This window comes from Bifidobacterium parmae, assembly GCF_002860365.1.
Lineage (GTDB): Bacteria > Actinomycetota > Actinomycetes > Actinomycetales > Bifidobacteriaceae > Bifidobacterium > Bifidobacterium parmae.
The window spans coordinates 138,195-159,224 of sequence record NZ_NMWT01000013.1; the positions used below are offsets into that span (position 1 = coordinate 138,195).

A 21,030-nucleotide genomic window follows, 5' to 3' on the forward strand; every position below is an offset into this window, starting at 1 on the left:
CTACTTGCTCCATTCGTTGAGAATCTGGCGGAACAGGCTGTTTGCAGTCTGCTTGTGCGAGAAGGTTTCAAGACGATGCTTCTCGACCTCCCACAGCTTGCGACGATCGGCCTCGTTGGAGTCCAGATGCTCGAGCGAACGCTTTGCATCGTGGATGAACGATGAGGTCATGCGGCGCAGCAGGCCCTGCGGAGGCACAAGCGTCTCCTGGGATCCGACGTTGGCGGACAGCACGGGAACGCCGGCGCTGATTGCCTCGATGGTGGTCAGGGTGATGCCTTCGTTCACGGAGGAGACGAGCAGCACGTCCGCGTCCTCGTAGGTGCGGGAGACCGGGATGCTCATCGGGCGACGCTCGATCACGTCCTCCAGCCCGTAGCGTGCGATGAGACCGTCGGTGAAGGTGTCCATATCGCCGCTGCCGTGCATGATGAAGTGGAACTTGCCGGGGGCGGCCTGCTTTATCGCCTTGGCGACGAGAATGAACGCATCGGGGCGCTTCTGGCGCGTCATGCGGCCGATGAACGCCACGTTGAGGACCTTCGGATCCTTGCGTTCGCTGTACTGCACGTGTTCGGAATCGGCGGTGAGCCCGACGAGCGGCGCATCGATGACCTTGGACGCGGGGATGTGGTGGACATCCTCCATCCAATGCTCCAGCTGGGGGGAAATCACGTGATGCAGGTCAATCCACTCGTCATGAGCCACGGATTCGCGCGGGAAACCGCCACGGAACATGTATTCGACGATGTGCAGGGAGTCGACGATCTTCACGTCCGGGAAGTACTGCTTCACCCACCAGGCGTTGTCATACATCCACTGGCAGTGATGAATCATGATGCCGCGGATGTCGAACTGCTCGAACAGCGCACGTAGAATCGGCGCATCGCCAACGCGGTACTGGAGCGGCATGGTGAGTGGAATCACGAGTGCCCCCTCGCAGATGGGGTCGGTGATCCACGGCTGGTGACCATCGGAGTCAGTCAGGACGATCGGCAGGAATCCGGCTTCCTTGGCGAGCTGGATAGTCTCCATACCCCAGCGTTCCGCACCTCCCGCCTGCAGCCAATGCATGGCGACGATGACGGCCTTGCGCGCGCCGGGCACACGCGGGCCGGGCTGAACCTCGACCCACGGATGATGGTTGCGTTCGTTGGAGTTGGCCACGTCGATGGTGAACGGCTGGTACTCGACGACCGAGCCGCGGCTCTTACGCTCACGTTCGGAACGCTGCAGTTCGCGTACATGATCGAAAGCGACCGGCCAACGGTACTCGAGCTCGTTGTACAGTTTGACTTTGCTGCTCCCATTGGGCGCATGCTCCCAGACGTCCTCGTCCGTGGCATCGTCCGGCGTGAGCAGGATATAGCGGATGTTGTGGTCAAGCAGCTGCTCGTCCCCGGCGAAGTAGTGCGGGGAGAATTCGGAACGCGCGTTCACGGTGGAGACGACGTCGAATTCGCCGATGGGCTTGCGTCCATCGTTCTCCGTGCAGGAGCCGTTGAGAGTGAAGGTGTCGGTGAGGCGGGGGTACTGCCACTTCTCACCCATGTAGATCCGGTAGTGCAGGGTGCGCCCCGGCTGGATGAGCGAATGGTAGTTGACCGCCGCCGTCACGAGCTTGCGCTGTCGCGGACTGAGCGAGTCCAGAAACTCACACGCGTCCTGTTCAAGTTGGAAGAATCGGCACATAGGCCACATTGTACGCACGTGGGGCGAAGAGGCAGGCCGACATGATAGTTTGTCAGGCCACTGGCGTTAAACCACCAGTCCCTATCCAAATTGAACCTGCATACCTCACATATGTCAGCAACAAGGCGGAAAACAGCAAGAGCGGAACAGCAATTCTGAAAATCTCACCTCTCTGAATATCATTCTCACCATCAAATCCATTTAGATAAGAGCTATTATACAGCCTGAAATCACATTTCTCTAGAACAAAAATAATCAAAAATGGAATAACAGGATAAAAATACCTGGCATGAATTCCCTGCACTAGCGGATAACCTACGGGATTAAAAGTGAGATAAATGCTAGCAATCGAAGCAGCAACAGCAGCAGCCAGCATCAAATACGATAATACAGCAATCCCATGCTGAGAAAACCTTGCAACTTCAACCGACGCACAGACTATGAAAAGCGCAATAAAGAAGCACAACATTCCAGTCTGCGACGCCGGTATCGAAGCTGAAGAAATCACATTATCATAAAACGACGATTCTCCGATAACAAAAGTTCTAATTATCACTTTCAGAAAATCAATTGGATGCCCTAAAATATATTCAATCTGCAAAGAGGACCCGAAGGAACCCGTCCAGTAATCCTTCCTGAAATGCGGAAGCCCTGCAGACACCGGAGACGATATAAGATTCCAACAAAACCATGATGCAACACCAACACCAACGGACAAATACTTCACCACAGCCGCAATCCTAGAATTGAAACCGAAATGCTCTTTCGAAGCAAAAAGAAATACAATGACTATAAATACATAAGTCGGTTTCACGAGCGGAACCAGAAGACATATCAGGGATAATATGACTGTTTCGATTGTCGATAATTTATCGTCGGTCAAAAAGAGTTTAATAAAAAGAGCCGCAGCAAGAAGGAGCAAGGCGTTGGTACTCGTGTCAGCAGTAACAGCAATTGTACTTTGAGCTAAAGCCGGAGGGAATAATGCCCACGCCACCATCAGCCATCGCCATTTTGAGCGACGAAGCAGCCATACGGAACACCAGCATGCGGTAATATAAAAAATAAGATTGAATATAATCGGAATTGCAATATAACCCGCAACGGTAGCATTTAACATGCGAGCTACTAAAAAACCGAGAGCAGGAGCGCCATATGCGACGGGAGAATATAGCGCCGTATTATTAAACCAGACCACCACCTTACTATCATTAGCGCGTATTCTAGAATTCAGAATACTCTTCAGATGATCTGTCACCGCAAAACGAGGCTCACGAGGACCTCGTTCCCTTTTTTCAATACGAGTCGACTCTTCATAGGCCGACCACATTTTTTCAGGCAGATATCCTCCATATGCACCAACATCAGGCTTCTCCTCGAACTCGATAGCTTCGGGAAGAACCACCCCCTGGGAAATCTGATAGGCACGAGCGAAATGACTCATGTTATCACCACCCCAAAAAGGTGGTGTAGCCAAGGCGAACATCAGAGAGAACAATAGGCCAAGTATTAATACAATTATCTGAGCACAATCACGTTTTTCGATGAGGTTTTTCATGCATATATCCATTAATCAGTATAATTAAAAAAACAAACAGGGCGAGACTTCCCTTCCCCGCCCTGTTTCCGAAAGATTTATTTCTCTTCGTGATATTCCTTGTCGGTATTTACCGACCACACATTCTTCTTATCTGCACGTCCGGATTCAATATTATCGACAGCTTCAAACGCAGTGGCCATGGAGTGATCCATATTGTTGTAACGGTGCTGGCCATTTCGTCCAACACAGTACAGATTTCCGAAGGAGTCAAGCCACTTGGTCAAATCCTTGATTTGGTACCACGTGTCGAAATAAGCAGGATACGCCTTCTTGACTCGTTCCCTATGGGAATCAAGGATGTCTTCGCGGGAAGCGATGATACCCATCTCCACCAGTTCATTGGCAGCAAATTCAATGGCCTGTTCATCTGTCATATTCCAGAAGTCGTCACCTTCGTTGCAGAAGTACTCCAGACCAATCCAAACCTTATTGTCGACATCTTCAACCAGATACGGACTCCAGTTGTTAAATACCTGAATACGCCCAACCTTCACGCCGGTATCCTGCACATAAATCCAGCAATCAGGGACAATCTGAGGATGGCCCAAGGTAGGGATGTCGGTTTCATTCTTCAGATTCAGATGATCGACCAAGAAGCCAACCGTGACAAAATCTCGGTACGGAAGACCATCCGCGATTTTCTTCATCTCTGCGGGCACCTGAGCATGAGCCTGGTCTCCCCTCGCAATCGAGTCGACCAAGTCCTTAATGGGCATGGACGAGATGAACTCATCCCCAGCAAGGACGTGCTCCGCACCATCAGCATCCCGATATACCACGGATGCAATATGCCCATCAGAAGTTTCGTTGAATCGAACCACTTCGGCATGCTTAATGATAGAAGCTCCGAAGTCTTCATCATGCTTGGCTACGGTCTCCCAAAGCTGGCCTGGACCGTACTTAGGATACCAGAACTCCTCAATCAGTGAGGTTTCACCCTCTCCAGCTTTCTTTTTCTTGCCGAACAGCTTACCGAAGGCATCCTTGAGAACAGCCATGATACTGATGCCTTTAACACGCTGCGATCCCCAGTCTGCAGAGATGACAGAGGGGTGACGTCCCCACAGCTTCTCCGTATATCCCTCGAAGAACATCGAATACAGCTGCCGCCCAAAACGATTGATATAGAAATTCTCCAGATTATTTTCCGGCAGCTTATGCACGAGAGAAGCCAAGTAGGAGAATCCCACCTTCATCGTCGTGACGAAGCCCATGTTCTTCAGCGTGGCGGGCTTAAGACTCACCGGATAATCAAAGAACTTACCATGCCAGTAAATGCGAGAGACACGATGACGCTTGAGCATCACCTCATCGGTCTTCTCCGGATCGGGGCCGCCAGGCTCCATATCATGAGGACGATTGAGTTTCTTGTCATCATACGAAGGTGCGCCCTGAAGCGGCAAGATAGACTTCCACCAGTTCATCACACGATCATCCTTCGAGAAGAATCGATGACCGCCAATATCCATGCGGTTGCCGTTATGACGCACAGTGCGCGAGATGCCGCCAAATTCTCCGGAGGCCTCCAGAACCGTGACCTGATACCGTTCTGCACCACCGTTCTTTAACAATTCATAGGCAGCAGTAAGACCAGCCGGGCCTCCGCCGATAATGACAACTTCCTTCTTTGCCATATAATCCTCCGTATAACAATATATTGCTATTTAAAGATATCACTTACCCTCGAAAAATGAGTTCGGAGACAATTAACATCCTCAACAATTCAGTAAAACTACTTTCCGATATAGAACTACATCAACATTAAGAATATCTCTCAGTGCACTATAAGTCTTGTTAAAGGATGCACTATTAACTTATCAAACACCCATGCCATGACACTCAAAAGAACGAAAACACCGATAAGAATCAGCACCATAAAGGCACTTTGAACCATGAAACCATTAGGCCTCATCGTAAATCGAGAGAGCAAATCCCAGACAATGCGGAATCCAAACCAGTTCTCATGGATGAGGTAAATACCGAACGTGGTGGGAGCGATGGTGCAGATAACTTTCTACACCATCTCCGGGAACCGATTCATATCGATTCTGCTGACCATGACAAACACCAAGGCGCCGATGATGATAGGGAACAGCACAATGCCGTCATGAATCTGATACTTCCATCCCATGAAGTCGACCAGCCACGAAGGTCCTGATATGTAATGGTTGAAAGCTGCCATCAGTACGGTCAGCAATACGATAATACCCAGCATGGGGAATGTCTTAAACCGGTCCGCGAAATCCTGATAGTACTTACGCAGCCAACCGCCAATCAAATACCCCAGCATGGCGTAGACCAGATTGTTCCAGTTCGTTGTCCGGCCGAAAACGAGAATCTGGATGCTGAAGAATCCCATCAATATAATCAGCGCTTCCATGGAGCGTCTCGACAGCGTCGCAAACAACGTATTAAGATATGGCGCGACCAGCAGCATCAGCAGATAGGCTCCGATAAACCAGTAGCTGTCGTAGAGGAACGGAAATATGCTGGCGAATATGGATTTGTATAAATCTGGCCCGTGCATCACCGGCTCCACAGCCGGAGGATAGCGTCTGAACGCACCCATTACCAGTACAATGACGAGAAAAGCGATGGAGTAACAGAACATCTGCAACCAGGTCTTCAGCAGACGATTCCACTTGAATGATTTTTCTACTAGGAAGTATCCGGAGATGATGAAGAAAATAGATACACCCACCTGACCGTATTGCACGATTAAAAACCGCAATGCCGACCGCCAGCCGGGTTCTTGCTGAAGCGCGATTCGCAGCTGATGATGATTCCAATCGAAATGAATGATGAAGTGACACGCCAGAATCAGAAACATCGCGATGATGCGCAACAGCTCAATGGATACATTTCTTGTACCAGGTTTATTGGGCATGACCGTTCCTTCCATAGACCGCACCAATCGGTTACGGCGATATGCCGCCTTATGCGTCTTATCCAGCAAATCCATACCCAATATAGAGGGAACCTTCGAAGTGATGACCAATAGCGGGGTATACTAGTCGGCATATTTTGTCCTATCGAGGAAGCGGAGTCGGCGTGGAAGCAGTATCATCAACCCCTCTCGTTTCGGTCATCATCCCCGCGTACAACGCGCAGGAATATGTCGCCGAGTGCGTGACGAGCGTCACCAAGCAGACTCTGAAGGACATCGAAATCATCGTCGTCGACGACGGCTCCACCGACCGCACCCGCGAAATCGTGACGTCGATCGCCGAACAGGACGGGCGCGTCACGCTGCTCACACAGTCCAACCAGTACGCCGGCGTCGCCCGCAACAACGGCATGGACCATGCAACCGGCAAATACCTGTACTTCCTCGATGCGGACGACTTCATCGAACCGAATGCACTGGAGACGATGGCCAGCATCGCGGAACGCACCGGCGTGGATATCGTCGTCGCCCGATCGAACAGCCATGACGCCGAAACCCACGAGGAGTCGCTCATCGACTACACCATCAAGGACGTGCCGACGGAACAGGTGCTGCAGAACGCGGAGTACGCGGGCACCACGTTCCAGAGCTTCATCGGATGGCCGTGGGACAAGCTGTTCCGCGCCAGTTTCGTCCGCGAGCAGGGCCTGCGCTTCCAAGCGCTGCGCACGACGAACGACGCGTTCTTCACATTCGTGGCACTGGCCGTCGCCGAATCCATCTACTGCACGGACACGGTACTGTTCCACCATCGCACGCATAACGCCTCTTCTCTGGAGGCGACGCGTAAAAAGAGCTGGCAGAATGCGCTCAACGCGGTCACGACGATCGGCGACCACCTGAAGACCATCGACAACCACATGCTCACCAAGCGCAGCTACGAGAACTGGGTGTCCCACTTCATCCTGTGGAACGTCCAATCGCTGGAACGCCCGACGGCGGTCACGATGATGGACGCGTCATACCCGCTGCTGGAGGCGCTGCCGGACGACAAGGACTACTACTACGAAGAACGCGACTACCGGTTCGTGGAACTCGTGCGGCAAACGCGCTCCCAGCTGATCCTCACCGCATTGGATGGCGATTGGCATGTCGGCGACCTGTGGCGTCAGCTGTGCGAGACCCGCGACTGGGTGGAGGTGCTGGAGAAGCGCATCGCCGACCGCGATCGGGATATCGCCGCTCAGAGCCGCAAAATCCGCGATCTTTACGAATCGGCGTCATACCGTGTGGGTCATGCGGCGCTCACGCCGTTCTCCATCGCGAAGGATTTGCTTGGCAGGCGGAAGTAGGCGGGATCGGGCGCACCTCTCACATACCCGCCTCCCACTAGAATATGTGGGAACGCTGGGCAGAGACACTGACGGCCGTGGCCTTGTTGTCTCGCATGAGTAGGATAGGACGCTTGTGAAAGACGTGATTAAACGCCTCGAGGAGAGGTATCATTACGCGCTGGTCGTGTTCAAGGAGCTGGTGAAGACCAACTTCAAGCTCCGCTACCAGGGATCGTACCTTGGCGTGCTGTGGTCGGTGCTCCAGCCGCTGATGCTGTTCGCCGTCATGTACGTGGTGTTCGTGAAGTTCCTCAAGTTCACGGACGGCACGCCCACCTTCCCGATCTCGCTGCTGTGCGGCACCTGCCTGTGGCAGTTCTTCACCGAATCCACGAGCATGGGCATGCGTTCGATCGTGGACCGCGGCGACCTGCTGCGCAAGATCCACTTCCCGAACTACATCATCGTGGCGGCCACCACGATGGGTTCGATGATCTCCCTGGCCATCAACCTGGGCGTGGTCATCCTGTTCGGCTTCTTCGCCCACGCGCACTACACGTGGCGCATCATCACCGTGATCCCGAGCATCATCCAGCTGTATGCGATTTCGCTCGGCGTCGCCCTGCTGCTCGGCTCCCTGTACGTGTACTTCCGCGACATCGGCCATATCTGGGACGTGATCCTGCAGGCGATGTTCTACGCGACGCCTATCATCTACCCGCTGTCCATGGTGCAGAAGAACCCGGAGTTCAGCTGGGCGGCCGACCTGATGATGTTCATGCCGACCACGCAGACCATCATGGACATCCGCCACAACCTGCTCTCCCCCGAATACGTGCCCACCATCTGGACCGTCGTGGACAACAAGCTGCTGTGCCTGGTCCCGTACGTGCTGTCCGTGGTGGTGCTGTGGCTGGGCGTTCATATCTTCCGTAAGTACAGCGCCAAGTTCGCGGAGGTGCTCTGATGACCGAACACGCAGTCGACAACCGTCCCGTCGTCCTCAAGGTCGACCATGTGGCGAAGTGCTTCCGCCTGCCCACCGAGCAGGCCACGGGTCTCAAGATGGCGTTCCTCAACTGGACGAAGGGCATCAAGGGCTACACGGAGCAGCACGTGCTCAAGGACATCAGCTTCGAGGTCCGTCAGGGCGATTTCTTCGGCATCGTGGGCCGCAACGGTTCCGGCAAGTCCACGCTGCTGAAGATCATCTCCCAGATCTACGTGCCCGAGAAGGGCAGCGTGACGGTGAGGGGCAAGCTCGTGCCGTTCATCGAACTGGGCGTGGGCTTCAACCCGGAGCTCACCGGCCGTGAGAACGTGTACCTGAACGGCGCGCTGCTCGGCTTCACCCGCGAGGAGATCGACGCGATGTACGACGACATCGTCGAGTTCGCGGAGCTTGAGGACTTCATGGACCAGAAGCTCAAGAACTACTCCTCCGGCATGCAGGTGCGTCTCGCCTTCTCCGTCGCGATCAAGGCGCAGGGCGACATCCTCGTGCTCGACGAGGTGCTCGCCGTGGGTGACGAGGCGTTCCAGCGCAAGTGCGACAACTTCTTCGCGCAGATGAAGAAGGACCCCACGAAGACCATCATCCTGGTCACGCACTCGATGGACGCGGTGAAGCGCTACTGCGACAAGGCCATCCTCATCAAGGACGGCGAGATCGTCGTCTCCGGCAACAAGGACGACGTGGCCGACCAGTACACGCTGGAGAACCTCAAGGTGCAGGAGGCCGAACAGAAGGCCCGTGCAGCCGCGAACGCCGACAGCGAGGGCCGCGTCTACCCGGCCGGCCTGAGCGCGCGCGTCCCCGTGCTGGACGTGCGCGCCGCGGACTCCCAACTGGTGAAGACCAGGGAGCCGTTCCGCTTCCACGTGGACTACGAGTTCAACGAGGACGTGGAGTTCTACCTGACGCTCACTTTGCTCGACATGAAGCGTGGCGGCATCATCTACGACACGGCCGCCGACCTGCGTCAGAAGAAGCGCGGCCGCCAGACCGTCACGTTCAAGCTGCCGCTCGACGCGATCTGCAACGGCGACTACCGTCTCACCGCGCAGCTGCGCTCCCTACCCGATCCGAGCAACATCAAGTCGAACCAGCAACTCGCCTACACTGACGAAAGCCGCTCCTGCGACTTCGCCCTGCGCATCCCCGGCAACGACGGCTGGGGGCTGCTCAACAAGAGCTCGATGAAAGTCAAACAGCTGGACTGAGACACCGGTGACGCGACGACACATGAGGAGGGGAACCACGGTGCTGCAGCATCTGCGGCAGGGCAGAATCGCCGTGCCGATTGTTCTGGGGATAGTGTTCGGCCTGTGCGACGCCATCGTCAACACGGATGGCCGACTCTATCTGAACCATGTATCCGTATGGCTGCGCATGGCGATGTTCGTCCTCCTCTTCGTCGTGGCGTTCATCGGTGTGGACCTGTTCCGCGAACGCGTCCGCGCCGGAACACTCGTCGCCGGGCGCCCGGAGAGTGCCGCCGACCCGGCGATCTGCAAGCTGTTGGATTACTCATGGACGCCCCGCGCACTGCTGAAGCTGTGGGGCGTCATCCTCGTGTGCTGGCTGCCCTATATGGTGATGCTGTTCCCGGGCGTGTACTGGGCGGACGACTCCGGCCAGTTGCTGGAGCATTACGGCGCCAACGTGTTCACCGATCATCATCCGTTCCTGGTGACGATGCTGTACGGCGGCATGGCCGATATCGGCCAATCCCTGTTCGGCAATCCGATTATGGGCCTCTACATACTGGTGCTGCTGCAGCAGCTGTTCATGCCGTTGATGCTCGCCTTGACCGTCATGTACTGCGCGCGGCTTGGAGCCAACAAGGTCATCTGCACGTTGGAGCTCATGTTGTATGCGCTCTTCCCCGCGTTTCCGATCCTATTCTCCTCACTGGTGAAGGACACGCTCTCCGCATTGTTCTTCACGCCGTTCTGCCTGCTGTTCGTCGAGGTGATTCGACGCAGGAAGTCGGTCGTACCTCCGATGCTCTACGTGGGACTGTTCGCCACCGGCCTGTTGTCCTGCCTGACGAAGAAGCCCTGCGTGTACATCATCGTCCCATCGCTCATCTTCCTATGTGCGCTTGGCCTGGCGAAGCGAACCAAAATCGTGGTGGCCGCATTGGGCGTGCTGATCGCGGCAATCATGCTGGTCTTCATTCCCAAGGTGGCGCTTCCCGCCGTCCACGCGCAGCCAGGCGGCAAACAGGAAGCGATCCCCTATGCGATTCAGATGGTCGCCCATGACGTGAAATACGGCGGGGGCGACATGTCCGCGACGGACCGCCAGCTCGTCTCCGACTTTCTCTCCGTCGACTATGACAAGATCCCCGAGGTCTATACGTTCTATAGCGCTGACCCCGTCAAGCTCAGAAGCCTGAAGAACCCGGATTTGATGGGCGATTTCCTGAAGCTCTGGGTACGGAAGTCCGCCGAACATCCCGTGGGCAATCTGGAGGCCTACCTCGGTCTGGTCCAAGGATGGTTCGACTTCCGCAGCTATGACGGCACGCCCGCATACATGGTGGTGCTCACCGATTCGGAATGGTTCAACAAACAGATTCTGGATTTCGTGCCGCAATGGCCGGTGAAGTCGAAGGCGGGCAGCACGGTACGCGATGTATACGACGCCGCCCAGTCCGTGCCGGTGCTCAATCTCCTGTTCACGAAAGCGCTGTGGGCATCCATCATCCCGTTCTTCCTGCTCTACGAGGTGCTGCGCCCCGGCAAAGGCAAATTCCAGCGACTTGTAGCGATGATGCCGCTCAATATGAGCTTCGCTTGTCTGCTGATGGTTCCCATCTCGGCAATGGGAGGCGAACCGACCCGGTACATCCTGCAACTGATGTGCGTGATACCACTGTTCCTCGTATCGGTGCTGCGCGAAGCTGGATTCAGACAAGAGGGGAATGAAGACGATGAACAACGACGATCCGCGTGAGAAGAAGCGCATTCTCATATTCCTTCTCATCCTGATCTGGATGGCGTCCAGCCTTCCCATGTTCATGACGTTCCTGCCGAGGACCCCTTGGCAGGACACGGTGTTCCACCTGTTCCGCATCGAAGGCATCGCGAACGGGCTCCGACACGGGCAGTTCCCTGTCCGCATGCAGTATTCGCAGGTCGATGGATATGGTTATCCCGTCTCCATCATGTACGGCGACATCTTCCTATATATTCCGGCGATTCTGCATGCACTGGGGCTTTCCGTCAACAGCGCCTACAAGGTGTTCGTGCTGCTGGTCAACGCGGCGACCGCGGGAACCACGTTCCTGTGCGCGAAACGCGTGTTCGGCTCCAATGCCATTGCCATAGTTGCAAGCGCCCTATGGACGTTGGCCCCGTACCGGCTGGAAGACATGTATATGCGTGGCGCGGTCGGCGAGTACATGGCGCTGCTGTTCGCCGTCATCCTCCTGTACGGACTGTATGCGCTCTTCTTCGAGGAGCGCCGATATGCGTGGCTGTGGTTGGGCGGAGGCATGGTCGGTATCGTGATGTCGCATGTCATCAGCATCGTACTGATCGTCATCCCCGCAGGAGTGGTGGCCGTCATCGGTCTGATTCGGAATCACTCTCTTCGTGCATGGAGGCAGATCGGCCGGTCCGTGCTGGCAGCGTTGGGCGCCTGCCTCTGGTATGTGGTTCCGTTCCTGGATTATTACGCGCATGCCGATATGAGGATCACGCACATCGATGCGTCTCTGCGCGTGGTGAACACCGGCGGGAATGCCATCGAGCCAGCGCAGCTGCTCATGCTGTTCGTCCCGATGAGCGGCGCGAACTTCAAGACCGCCGATCAGGTCGGTCAGGAAATGCCATATGCTTTGGGCTGGGCGATTCTGGGTGGCATGTGCCTGTTCATCCTCGCCGTGCTCGTGAAGCCTCGCGGTCTGTCGTCATCTCAGCGGCTCGCCTATGGCATCGGATGGGTGTCTCTGGCCTTGGCGGCGACGCTCTCGTTCGTCTCGACGAACCTGTTCCCCTGGCATGAGAGCCGGTTCTCTCTGTGGAATGCAGGTATCAGGGTTCTCGCGAACATCCAATTCCCGTGGCGTCTTGTCGGCGTCGCCAGCATGCTGCTGGTGATCACCGCGGGAGCCGGCATGTGCTGTCTTGGTTTCAGCGAACGGTATGCAGGTCTGGCGCGCAGGCTGGGAGCGGGATTGATGGTTCTGGCTTTTCTGGAGGCCGGTGTCGCCTCCACTACATGGCTGCAGAACTCCGTTCCGACGGATGCGTTCCCGACGCTGACCCAAACCAGTCGTGAGTACAACGGAGACATCGGCAACGGCGAATATCTGCCCCAATCATTCGACATGGATACGTTGAAAACGGGATTGGATCGCACCGCACACGCCGACGGGACATCCATCAGCGGATATCGGCAGGATAACGGCACGGTGACGTTCTCCGTTGATAAGGCATCGGAGGGAGCGACCGTGCGCATCCCCTTGTTCATGTATCCGAACTACCGCATCATCTCGCCGGCGAAGGATTATGCATCGCTGTCATCCGGCAGGAACGGTGTGATGACCGTCAGGTTCGATAAGGAGTATTCGGGCGACGTGACCATCACCTACGTCGAACCGGCATCATGGCGTATCGCGGAAGCCACGTCCGCGTTGTCGATCATCGCCGTCGTGGCGACCCCGCTGGTTCGGCGTTATCGGACACGGCAGAGCCGCAAGCGCAACGGGAACATCACCGGATCGCACGTCGCGCGATCCTGATGCCCTGTTTCACCGCGATCACGATTGCCGCCGTGACCACGTAGATCACGACGAGCCGCAGCAGCGGGAACCGGGCGAGCATCTCGCCCGGCGCACCATGCACGTTGTTCGTGAGCCAGTTGACGACCGGCAGGTGGAACAGGTAGACGCCGAGCACCGCGCCGGACAGTGTGCGGATTAGGCCGCGCACCCGCGCCGGCAACGCGCGCAGGCGCGGTTCCAGCCCGCGGAACAGCATGAACACGGCGACGGATTCCACCACGCGCACGGGAGAGCCGTTGATGCCGTAATTATGGTATTCGCCCGACAACGCGCCGCTGAAATACCCATTGATCCACAATGCGGTGCCGAACATCACCGCGGCGGAAGCAGCGGCGACCAGCAGCCACACCCACGCGGGGATGCGCCATTCGACGTGGTGGACGAGATAGTAGCCGAGCAGGAAGTACAGCATGTCCTGCGACATGTAGAGCGGCCAGTGCAGCGACGACGTGAAATACTGTTCCGCCACGCCCAATCGTTCCAGCAGCGGCACGCCCCACGCGATGGCGAAGTCCACAACGATGAGATACCGCATCAGCCGCTTGTCGTCGGCGGCCAACGACAGCAGCGGCGTGATCATGTACAGGTAGATGATCGAGTACAGGAACCAGTAGAAGCTGTTGACATCGTCCGTGAGGAAGCGGCGCACGAAATCCACCGGGCCGAACGAGTCGGCGACCGCCTGTGTGCCGAACGCCGCGGGGAACAGGCCGAACAGCAGGTAGCAGACGAGGCTGGCCAGGACCAGAGCCTTACCGACGCGCCACAGCCGCTTCTTGAAGAACACGCGCGTGGAGTATCGCCGCCGGTAGCCCAGCAGGTTCATGCCGCTGATCATGAAGTACACGGGGACGGCGAAGATGCCGACCGCCTGGAACGCGACGGCCTTCACCCACGCGTGTGACGGCTCGGGCGTGAACGCGTTCAGCGACACGTGCAGCAGAATCACCGCGAGGCACGCGAGCACGTTGAGCACGTCCACGAACTCCCAATGCCGCGTGGCGGCCTTCACCGCCTCAGTCCCGGTCCTGGTTTCGGTCGTCATGTGCCATCCTCTCCCGTCGATTCGTCTCCACTATAGGGAAGACCGCCGAAGCCGATCCGTCATCGCCCATCCGGATCCGGAGTGCCCTGCTCGGAATCGTTGATCTTCTCCTCCTGGACGAGATAGTTGGGGCGGCCCTTGGTCTGTTTGAAGATGCGGCCCAGGTATTCGCCGATGATGCCGAGGCAGAGGAGCTGCGCGCCGCCGAGAAGAAGCACCACCATCATCGTGGAGGCGTAGCCGGGCACGTCGATGCCCTGCACAAGCGTCTTGACGAGAATCACCAACGCGTAGACGACCGCGCTGAACGATGTGATGCCGCCCAGCCAGATCGCGATGTTCAATGGCGCGGTGGAGAAGCTGGTGATGCCGTCCATCGCCAGATGGAACAGCTTCCAATAGTTCCAGTGCGTCGTGCCGGCGGCGCGCTTGTCACGGTCGTAGAGGAATTCGATCTTGCGGAACCCGATCCAGCTGAACAACGCCTTCGAATTGCGTTCCGACTCGTCGAGCCGCTTGAGCGCGTCGATGCACTTGCGGTCGAGCAGACGGAAATCACCCGTATCCTTCTGGATGGCGATGCCCGCCATCCTCTGCAGGATGTCGTAATACCAGCGGCTCGTGGCCTTTTTCAGCCAGCTTTCGCCGTCACGGCTGCGGCGGCGCGCGTACACGTCGTCGTAGCCGGCACGCCACAGTTCGATCATCTGCGGGATGAGTTCGGGAGGATCCTGCAGGTCGGCATCGATGATGATGAGACCATCCGTATGCGTGTGCTCGATGCCCGCGAACATGGCCTTCTCCTTGCCGAAGTTGCGCGACAGGAACACGTATTCGGCATACGGGTGCGAGGCCGCGTACTCCTTGATGAGCGGACGAGTGTTGTCCGAAGAGCCGTCGTCGACGAACATCAGCGTGTAGTCGACGGCATCGGCCTTCGAGCTTTCCGCGATGAGCGCGTCCATCCGTTCGAACAGCAGCGGCAGCGACTCCTGCTCGTTGTAGCAGGGCACCATCACCGTCAACGTCCGCCTGGATTCCGTCATCTTCCGTCCTTTCGTCGCGCCGCCCGTCACGCTTTGCTCACGCATCAGCCACTGTAGAGGATTGTACAATGACTGTGATCTGCGGATGCGGGAACGACCGGCGAGCGCCGCCGCCTCTTCCGCACGGGAGAGGAAGGTTCAGTGGAGGGCATCATCGGCACGGAGACGAATGGGATCGGCACGTCTGCGGATAGCGCTGCGTTGACGGAACGTCAGAAACGCATCATCGTGGCGGTCATCCTGTTGGCGACCATCGTCATCGCAAATATTCCGCTCCTCTCCCGCACGGCGTTATGGGGTGCGGATTTCGATTACCACCTGTTCCGCATCAAAGGCATTGCGGACGGGCTGGAGAACGGCCAGTTCCCGGTGCGCATGCAGACCGTGCAGCTTCATGGTTATGGTTATCCGAATTCCGTCATGTACCCGGATGCGTTGCTGTATATCCCGGCGGTGCTGAACGTTCTTGGATTGTCCGTCGTGCATGCCTATCAGGTGTTCGCCGTCGCATTCAACGCACTGTCCGTGTTGGTCGCATACGTCTGTTTCAAGCGGATCTTCTCCTCGCGGAAGATCGGAATCCTCGCCGGCACCTTGTGGTCGCTTTCCGCATACCGGCTTTCCGACGTCTACCCTCGTGGCGCCGTCGCCGAATGGCTTGCCATATTCTTCTTCCCGGTGTTGGCGTTGGGCGTCTACGAGGTGTTCAGACCGGATACCGGCGCATCAGGAGCGAAACGGCCGTCGCGCGCGGCGCAGACCGGCCGTAGGCGTTCGGCCGATGCTCCCAATTGGGGTTGGCTGTTGTGCGCGGCCGCCGCCACGGGCATCATCAACTCCCATGTGCTCAGCACGGAGATGACCGTCATCGCGTTCGCTCCGGCGATCATCGTGCTGCTCGTCTACAACCATGCGTTGCGCGTGTGGCTTCGGCTGCTGGCCGCGGGAGTGGGCACGCTGCTGTTGAGCGCGGGCTTTCTCGTGCCGTTCCTCGACTACACGCTGCACGCCGATCTTGCGGTGTTCTCCATCAGCGCCGCCGACAAGGTCGCGTTGGCGACCGGCAAGGCGTTGGAGCCGGGCCGCATGTTCCTGCTGTTCTCGCCGATGACGCAGTTCCCGGAGAGTTCCGCCTTCTCGGGGCAACTGCCCTACTCGCTGGGGTGGGCGACCATGGGGTTCGCGTTCCTGTGGTTCGTGCTGCTGACGCTTGTGAGACGGCATGACGGCACATTCCGTACGACGCTGCGATGGGGCGTGCCGCCGCTGGTCGCCGGCATGTTCTGCGCGTGGCTCACGACCACGTTCTTCCCGTGGTCCTCCGAACGTCTCCGCCCGATTACCGCGATATTGGCGACGGTCCAGTTCCCGGCGCGATTCACCAGTTTCGTGGTGTTGGCGATGATTCTGCTCGGCGGACTCGGATTCAGGCTGCTTGCCGCGGACGGTCAGTTCGCGCGCTATGCGAACATCGTGTTCGCCGTGCTGCTGGTGTTCGGTCTTGCGGAGGGCGGTGTCACCGTCTCCACGTATATGACCAACGCCAAGGCGTTGGCTCCGTTCGAACAGGTCACCATGGCCGAGAACAATGGTCTCGCCGGAGCGGAGTATCTGCCCAAGGGAACCGACGTCGCCACGCTGGAGGAACGATACCCTGCCGGCAGTCTGCCGAAGGCGGATGATGGCGTCACCGTCACAGATTTCAGCAAAACCGGCACCACCGTGACATTCGCCGCGGCAGCGCGGCGAGACGGCGAAGTGGTGCTGCCGTTGCTGGCGTACCCTCATTACGTCGTCGAGACGCAGTACACCGGTTCCGCGGATTGCACGCTCACCCGGACGGACAGCGCCACGAACCTGCTCGCGGTGAAGGTGCCCAGAGGGTTCGACGGCACCGTGCGCGTCCGGTTCCGGGAACCGTTGGCATGGAAGCTGGCGTTTGCCTGCTCGTGGATCAGCGCCATCGGCATGGCGGTCGGCGGTGTCATCGTCCGCCGCCGACACCGCACACGCGCTTACGGAGAGTAAGCGCCTCGTTCCCCGCAGATGATACAATCAGGCTGTTTCCCGCCCATCGGGAGACAGCCTGATTAGTGATGACGCTATAAGGGGGAGAATCAAAGTGAGAACCACAGGAAGAAGAATCGGCCGGGCGCTCGCCGCGGCATGCGCCACACTGGCGTTATGCGTCGCGGGATTCGTTCCCGCAGCGACAGCGCAGGAACAGTCGGCGTCGAAGGACCTGTCGGACTGGGCCCAGCGAGCCACAGCCACGGCGACAGCCGATATGAACGCCTGGACCGGGCAGGACGACCAAAACAGCGGCACCGCGGATAACGTGCAGATTCAGGAGGGAGACCCTACGAATGGCACGTTGAACGGCCAGACCGCGTTGGGCGATCCGCTGACCGAATCGGAAGCGACCGCAGCCGATAACGGGGACGGCAACGGAAAACTACGCTCTGCACGTGCCTCATCCGGCACGATTCCGATTCCGCGTACCGTGATCTACCAGCAGACCTCCGCCCGTTCCATGCTGAACCTGGTCAACGGCCTGCGTTCCGGTGTGGGCCGCAGCTCCCTGCAATGGGATACGCGCCTGGAGCAGATCGCCATGCTGCGTGCCGCCGAAATCACCGAATACTTCGCGCATACGCGTCCCAACGGCCAGCAGCCGTACACCGCGGCCGACGATCTGGGTTACGGCAGTCAGATCTTCGTCAACGGCGAGAACATCGCCGCCGGCAGCGACAACGCGCAAGGCACGTTCAACCAGTGGCGCAACTCCCCCGGCCATTACCAGAACATGATCGAAGGCTCGTTCAAGTCCGTGGGCATGGCCGCCGTATACGTGCCGTGGGGGTACGGCATGTACTGGGTGCAGTGCTTCAGCTCGGACAGCGGTAACGGCATGAACGGGTCGGCAGACAACCAGCAGGAGAGCGTGCTCATCCAACTGCCCGACTCGTTCATCACCAACGCCTCGATCGACCGTTCCGACATGTATCTCGGCATCGGCACGAACAACGTCCTTCCGCTGCCCGAATATGACGTGACCATCCGCGGCACCTACCACGACAGCAACGGACAGGCGCAGAACCAATCGGTGAGCTACGGCGTGCATTACCGCAACGCCTTCATGACATGGGATACCGGCAACGAGAACATCGCGAAACTATACTCGGGTTCCGACGGCGGCGTATACGTCGGCGGCAAGAACGTCGGCAGGACCACGGTGACGGGCGAGTTCCCGACCACGTCACGTCTGAACCTCACGCTGAACGCAATCGTCAAGCTGATGGCCCGCTACGGCGGCGCGACCCGCTACGACACGATGGCGGAGATCGTGAAAGGCGCGTTCTCCGGCCACTCGGACACGGTGGTCGTGACATCCGGCGACAACTACCCTGACGCCCTGGCCTCCGGCGCACTGGCCGGAGCCTTGGACGCGCCGCTCGTCACGACAAGCCAAAGCTCCCTGTCGCCACAGGCACGCGAACGCATCACGGCATTGTCACCCAACCGTATCGTCGTGATCGGCGGAACGAACATCATCCCGCAATCGACACTCAACGAGCTGCGTTCGCTGCTGCCTTCCAACGGACAGCTGGTGACAGGCATCCACGGTTCGACCCGCTATGAGACCGCCGAGGAGATCTACAAGCAGGGCGCATCCCGATTGGGTATCGATTGGAGTTCGACCGCCATCATCTCCTGCGGCGACGGCTATGCTGATGCGCTGGGCATCTCACCGTACGCGTACCACACCAAGGCGCCGATCTTCCTGGTGGGCAAGGGCAAGACACTGCCGGCCTCCATCGGCCGCAGTCTCGCGACCGGCGGGTTCAACCGTGTGGTCATCGTCGGCAGCAACACCGTCGTGTCCGACGCCGTTGCATCACAGGTCAGGTCGCTCGGCATCTCCGTGACGCGTCTGGGCGGTTCGACCCGCTACGACACCAGCGTCAAGGTCGCGAATTGGATCATGTCCACCGGAGAATTCGATGCGACGGGCGCCGCCTTCGCCTCCGGAGAGAACTACCCGGACGCGTTGGCCGGCACGTCGCTCGCCGGAGGTGTGGCGATTCCGCTGCTGCTGGTCAAGGACTCCTCCTCTCCGTCCATCTCCTGGGCCCGCGGCCGCGGTCTGAAGATCACCATACTGTTCGGCTCGCAGCTCGCGATTTCCGGGTCGACGGCATCGGCAATCGCGAAGACGATGGCATGATGATCGGTCCTCCCCGCTCGGAAGGGCGAGACCAATGAAGTAGGGGGTGCGGTTCAAATCTGATGAACCGCACCCCCTACTTCATGCTTGGCGGTCGCGGCCCGCGGAATCCTACGGCCAAGCCCGCAAGACTACGAGCGCCAAAGTCGGACTACTCCACTTCCAGTCCGAGTGTGTCGGCGATGGTGTGCATGGTCTGGTTGTCGACGACGACATCCGATCCGACGACCCACGCCTTCGACACGTCCTTCGCGTGCTTGCCGGCCAGGGCGATCGCGGGCGACGACGGGTCACGCACCAGCATCAGCGCCGCGTTCGACCTGCCCGCCAGAGGACCCGCCGCCAAGGCGTCCGCGAACCCCTCGCCCGACGCGAACACCGCGCCGTCCATGCCCATGCCCTGCTTCACGCACCACTCCGCGACCTTCGCGCTCGTCTCATAGCGCGTCGGACCGGCCACGCGCTCCGAAGCCACGCCCAGGGCCGGCAGCTGGGCGAAATCCACCCAATCCGACACGACCACGTTGCTGCCGACGATCACCGCCGACGAGAACGAGCCCGACCCGATGGCCGACACCGCGTCCGCCGACAGGCCCGACGTCGGGGTCGCCAGCAGGATCGGCGCCGCGTTCCTGTACGCGTACGAGCTGATCGACAGGGCGTCCGCATAGCCCTCGCCCGTCGCGACGATCAGCTTGTCCGACCAGTCGACGCCCAGACGCCTGCCCGCCTTGTACACCTCCACGTTCGTGTCGTAGCGGTTCGACCCCTGGATGCGGTCCACCGACAGGCCCATCGACCGCAACTCGGAGGCCGCCGCCGCGCTCACGGCGACCGTGCTGCCGATCACGACCGCCTTGCTCGCGCCCGACGCACGGACACGCTCACGCGCCACCGCGTTCAGACCACCCGAACCCGTCAGCACGATCGGCGCCTTCAACCCGCCCGCCAGGGACGAGGCCGACAAGGCGTCCGGGAAGTTGTCGCCCGACGCGACCACCACGTACTCCGACCGGCCCGGGAACCCCGCCGACACCACCGCGCCCATCGTCTCATAACGCGTCGCGCCCGCAAGACGCTTCAACGCGCCCTTCTCGGCCTGTTTCCTCGTCCAGTGCGCGTACAGGGTGACGTTGCCGTTCACCGGGGCGGAGAAGTCGTACTCCTCGCCGCCCGTCCTCTCCGTATACCAGCCGTCGAACACGTAGCCGTCACGCGACGGATCCGCAGGACGGGACACCGGCTTGCCGACCTCCACCGACTGCGACGACACCGACGAACCACCAACCGAATCAAACCAAACCGTCGCATGCGACGGCGCCGGAGGAACCTCCGTCCAATGCGCATATAAGGCGAGGTCGCCGGTCACGGGCGTTGCGTCGAAGTCATACCGCGAACCG

General features: G+C 58.6%; 14 protein-coding genes. 7 read left to right on the forward strand and 7 right to left on the reverse strand.

What is annotated here, in order from left to right; genetic code table 11:
* The 4 genes from Uis4E_RS06020 to Uis4E_RS06035 form a co-directional block, all read right to left on the reverse strand.
* Entirely contained in the window at positions 1 to 1,692 is a 1,692-nt protein-coding gene (locus Uis4E_RS06020; RefSeq protein ID WP_165784873.1) for a glycosyltransferase, read from the reverse strand.
* A gap of 52 nt (positions 1,693 to 1,744) precedes the next feature.
* Complete coding sequence (locus tag Uis4E_RS06025; RefSeq protein ID WP_165784874.1) at positions 1,745 to 3,250, reverse strand: DUF2142 domain-containing protein; 1,506 nt, start codon at positions 3,248 to 3,250, stop codon at positions 1,745 to 1,747.
* A 77-nt stretch (positions 3,251 to 3,327) separates the two neighbouring features.
* Entirely contained in the window at positions 3,328 to 4,926 is a 1,599-nt protein-coding gene (locus Uis4E_RS06030) for an NAD(P)/FAD-dependent oxidoreductase (protein WP_101622299.1), read from the reverse strand.
* Positions 4,927 to 5,306: 380 nt separating this feature from the next.
* Positions 5,307 to 6,179, reverse strand: a complete 873-nt coding sequence (locus tag Uis4E_RS06035) for an acyltransferase family protein (protein WP_165784875.1) — start codon at positions 6,177 to 6,179, stop codon at positions 5,307 to 5,309.
* A gap of 164 nt (positions 6,180 to 6,343) precedes the next feature.
* Here Uis4E_RS06035 and Uis4E_RS06040 point away from each other — a divergent pair, with 164 nt between their 5' ends.
* The 5 genes from Uis4E_RS06040 (at position 6,344) to Uis4E_RS06060 (ending at position 13,269) form a co-directional block, all read left to right on the forward strand.
* Positions 6,344 to 7,531, forward strand: coding sequence for a glycosyltransferase family 2 protein (locus tag Uis4E_RS06040; RefSeq protein WP_165784876.1), 1,188 nt, complete (start codon positions 6,344 to 6,346; stop codon positions 7,529 to 7,531).
* Positions 7,532 to 7,646: 115 nt separating this feature from the next.
* Positions 7,647 to 8,480, forward strand: a complete 834-nt coding sequence (locus Uis4E_RS06045) for an ABC transporter permease (RefSeq protein WP_101622302.1) — start codon at positions 7,647 to 7,649, stop codon at positions 8,478 to 8,480.
* The gene (locus tag Uis4E_RS06050; RefSeq protein ID WP_101622303.1) at positions 8,480 to 9,736 is read left to right on the forward strand and encodes an ABC transporter ATP-binding protein; all 1,257 of its coding nucleotides are present in this window, start codon (positions 8,480 to 8,482) and stop codon (positions 9,734 to 9,736) included. The genes Uis4E_RS06045 and Uis4E_RS06050 overlap by 1 nt, the downstream gene beginning before the upstream one ends.
* A gap of 40 nt (positions 9,737 to 9,776) precedes the next feature.
* On the forward strand, positions 9,777 to 11,477 hold the full coding sequence (locus tag Uis4E_RS06055) for a DUF6020 family protein (RefSeq protein ID WP_101622304.1): 1,701 nt from the start codon (positions 9,777 to 9,779) through the stop codon (positions 11,475 to 11,477).
* Positions 11,478 to 11,688: 211 nt separating this feature from the next.
* Positions 11,689 to 13,269, forward strand: a complete 1,581-nt coding sequence (locus Uis4E_RS06060) for a hypothetical protein (RefSeq protein ID WP_165784877.1) — start codon at positions 11,689 to 11,691, stop codon at positions 13,267 to 13,269.
* Here the strand turns inward: Uis4E_RS06060 and Uis4E_RS06065 are convergent.
* Positions 13,241 to 14,356, reverse strand: coding sequence for an acyltransferase (locus Uis4E_RS06065; RefSeq protein WP_101622306.1), 1,116 nt, complete (start codon positions 14,354 to 14,356; stop codon positions 13,241 to 13,243). The two genes, Uis4E_RS06060 and Uis4E_RS06065, sit on opposite strands and share 29 nt — an antisense overlap.
* Before the next feature lie 59 nt (positions 14,357 to 14,415).
* Positions 14,416 to 15,402, reverse strand: coding sequence for a glycosyltransferase family 2 protein (locus Uis4E_RS06070; RefSeq protein ID WP_101622307.1), 987 nt, complete (start codon positions 15,400 to 15,402; stop codon positions 14,416 to 14,418).
* Between the two features lie 201 nt (positions 15,403 to 15,603).
* Here Uis4E_RS06070 and Uis4E_RS06075 point away from each other — a divergent pair, with 201 nt between their 5' ends.
* A complete protein-coding gene (locus Uis4E_RS06075; RefSeq protein WP_133125407.1) occupies positions 15,604 to 17,430 on the forward strand; it encodes a hypothetical protein in 1,827 nt (608 codons plus the stop codon).
* 259 nt (positions 17,431 to 17,689) lie between these two features.
* A complete protein-coding gene (locus tag Uis4E_RS06080; RefSeq protein WP_101622309.1) occupies positions 17,690 to 19,630 on the forward strand; it encodes a cell wall-binding repeat-containing protein in 1,941 nt (646 codons plus the stop codon).
* Between the two features lie 151 nt (positions 19,631 to 19,781).
* On the opposite strand, the gene Uis4E_RS06085 is transcribed toward Uis4E_RS06080, so the two are convergent.
* The coding region (locus Uis4E_RS06085; RefSeq protein WP_133125408.1) for a cell wall-binding repeat-containing protein at positions 19,782 to 21,030 on the reverse strand (1,249 nt) is incomplete at its 5' end.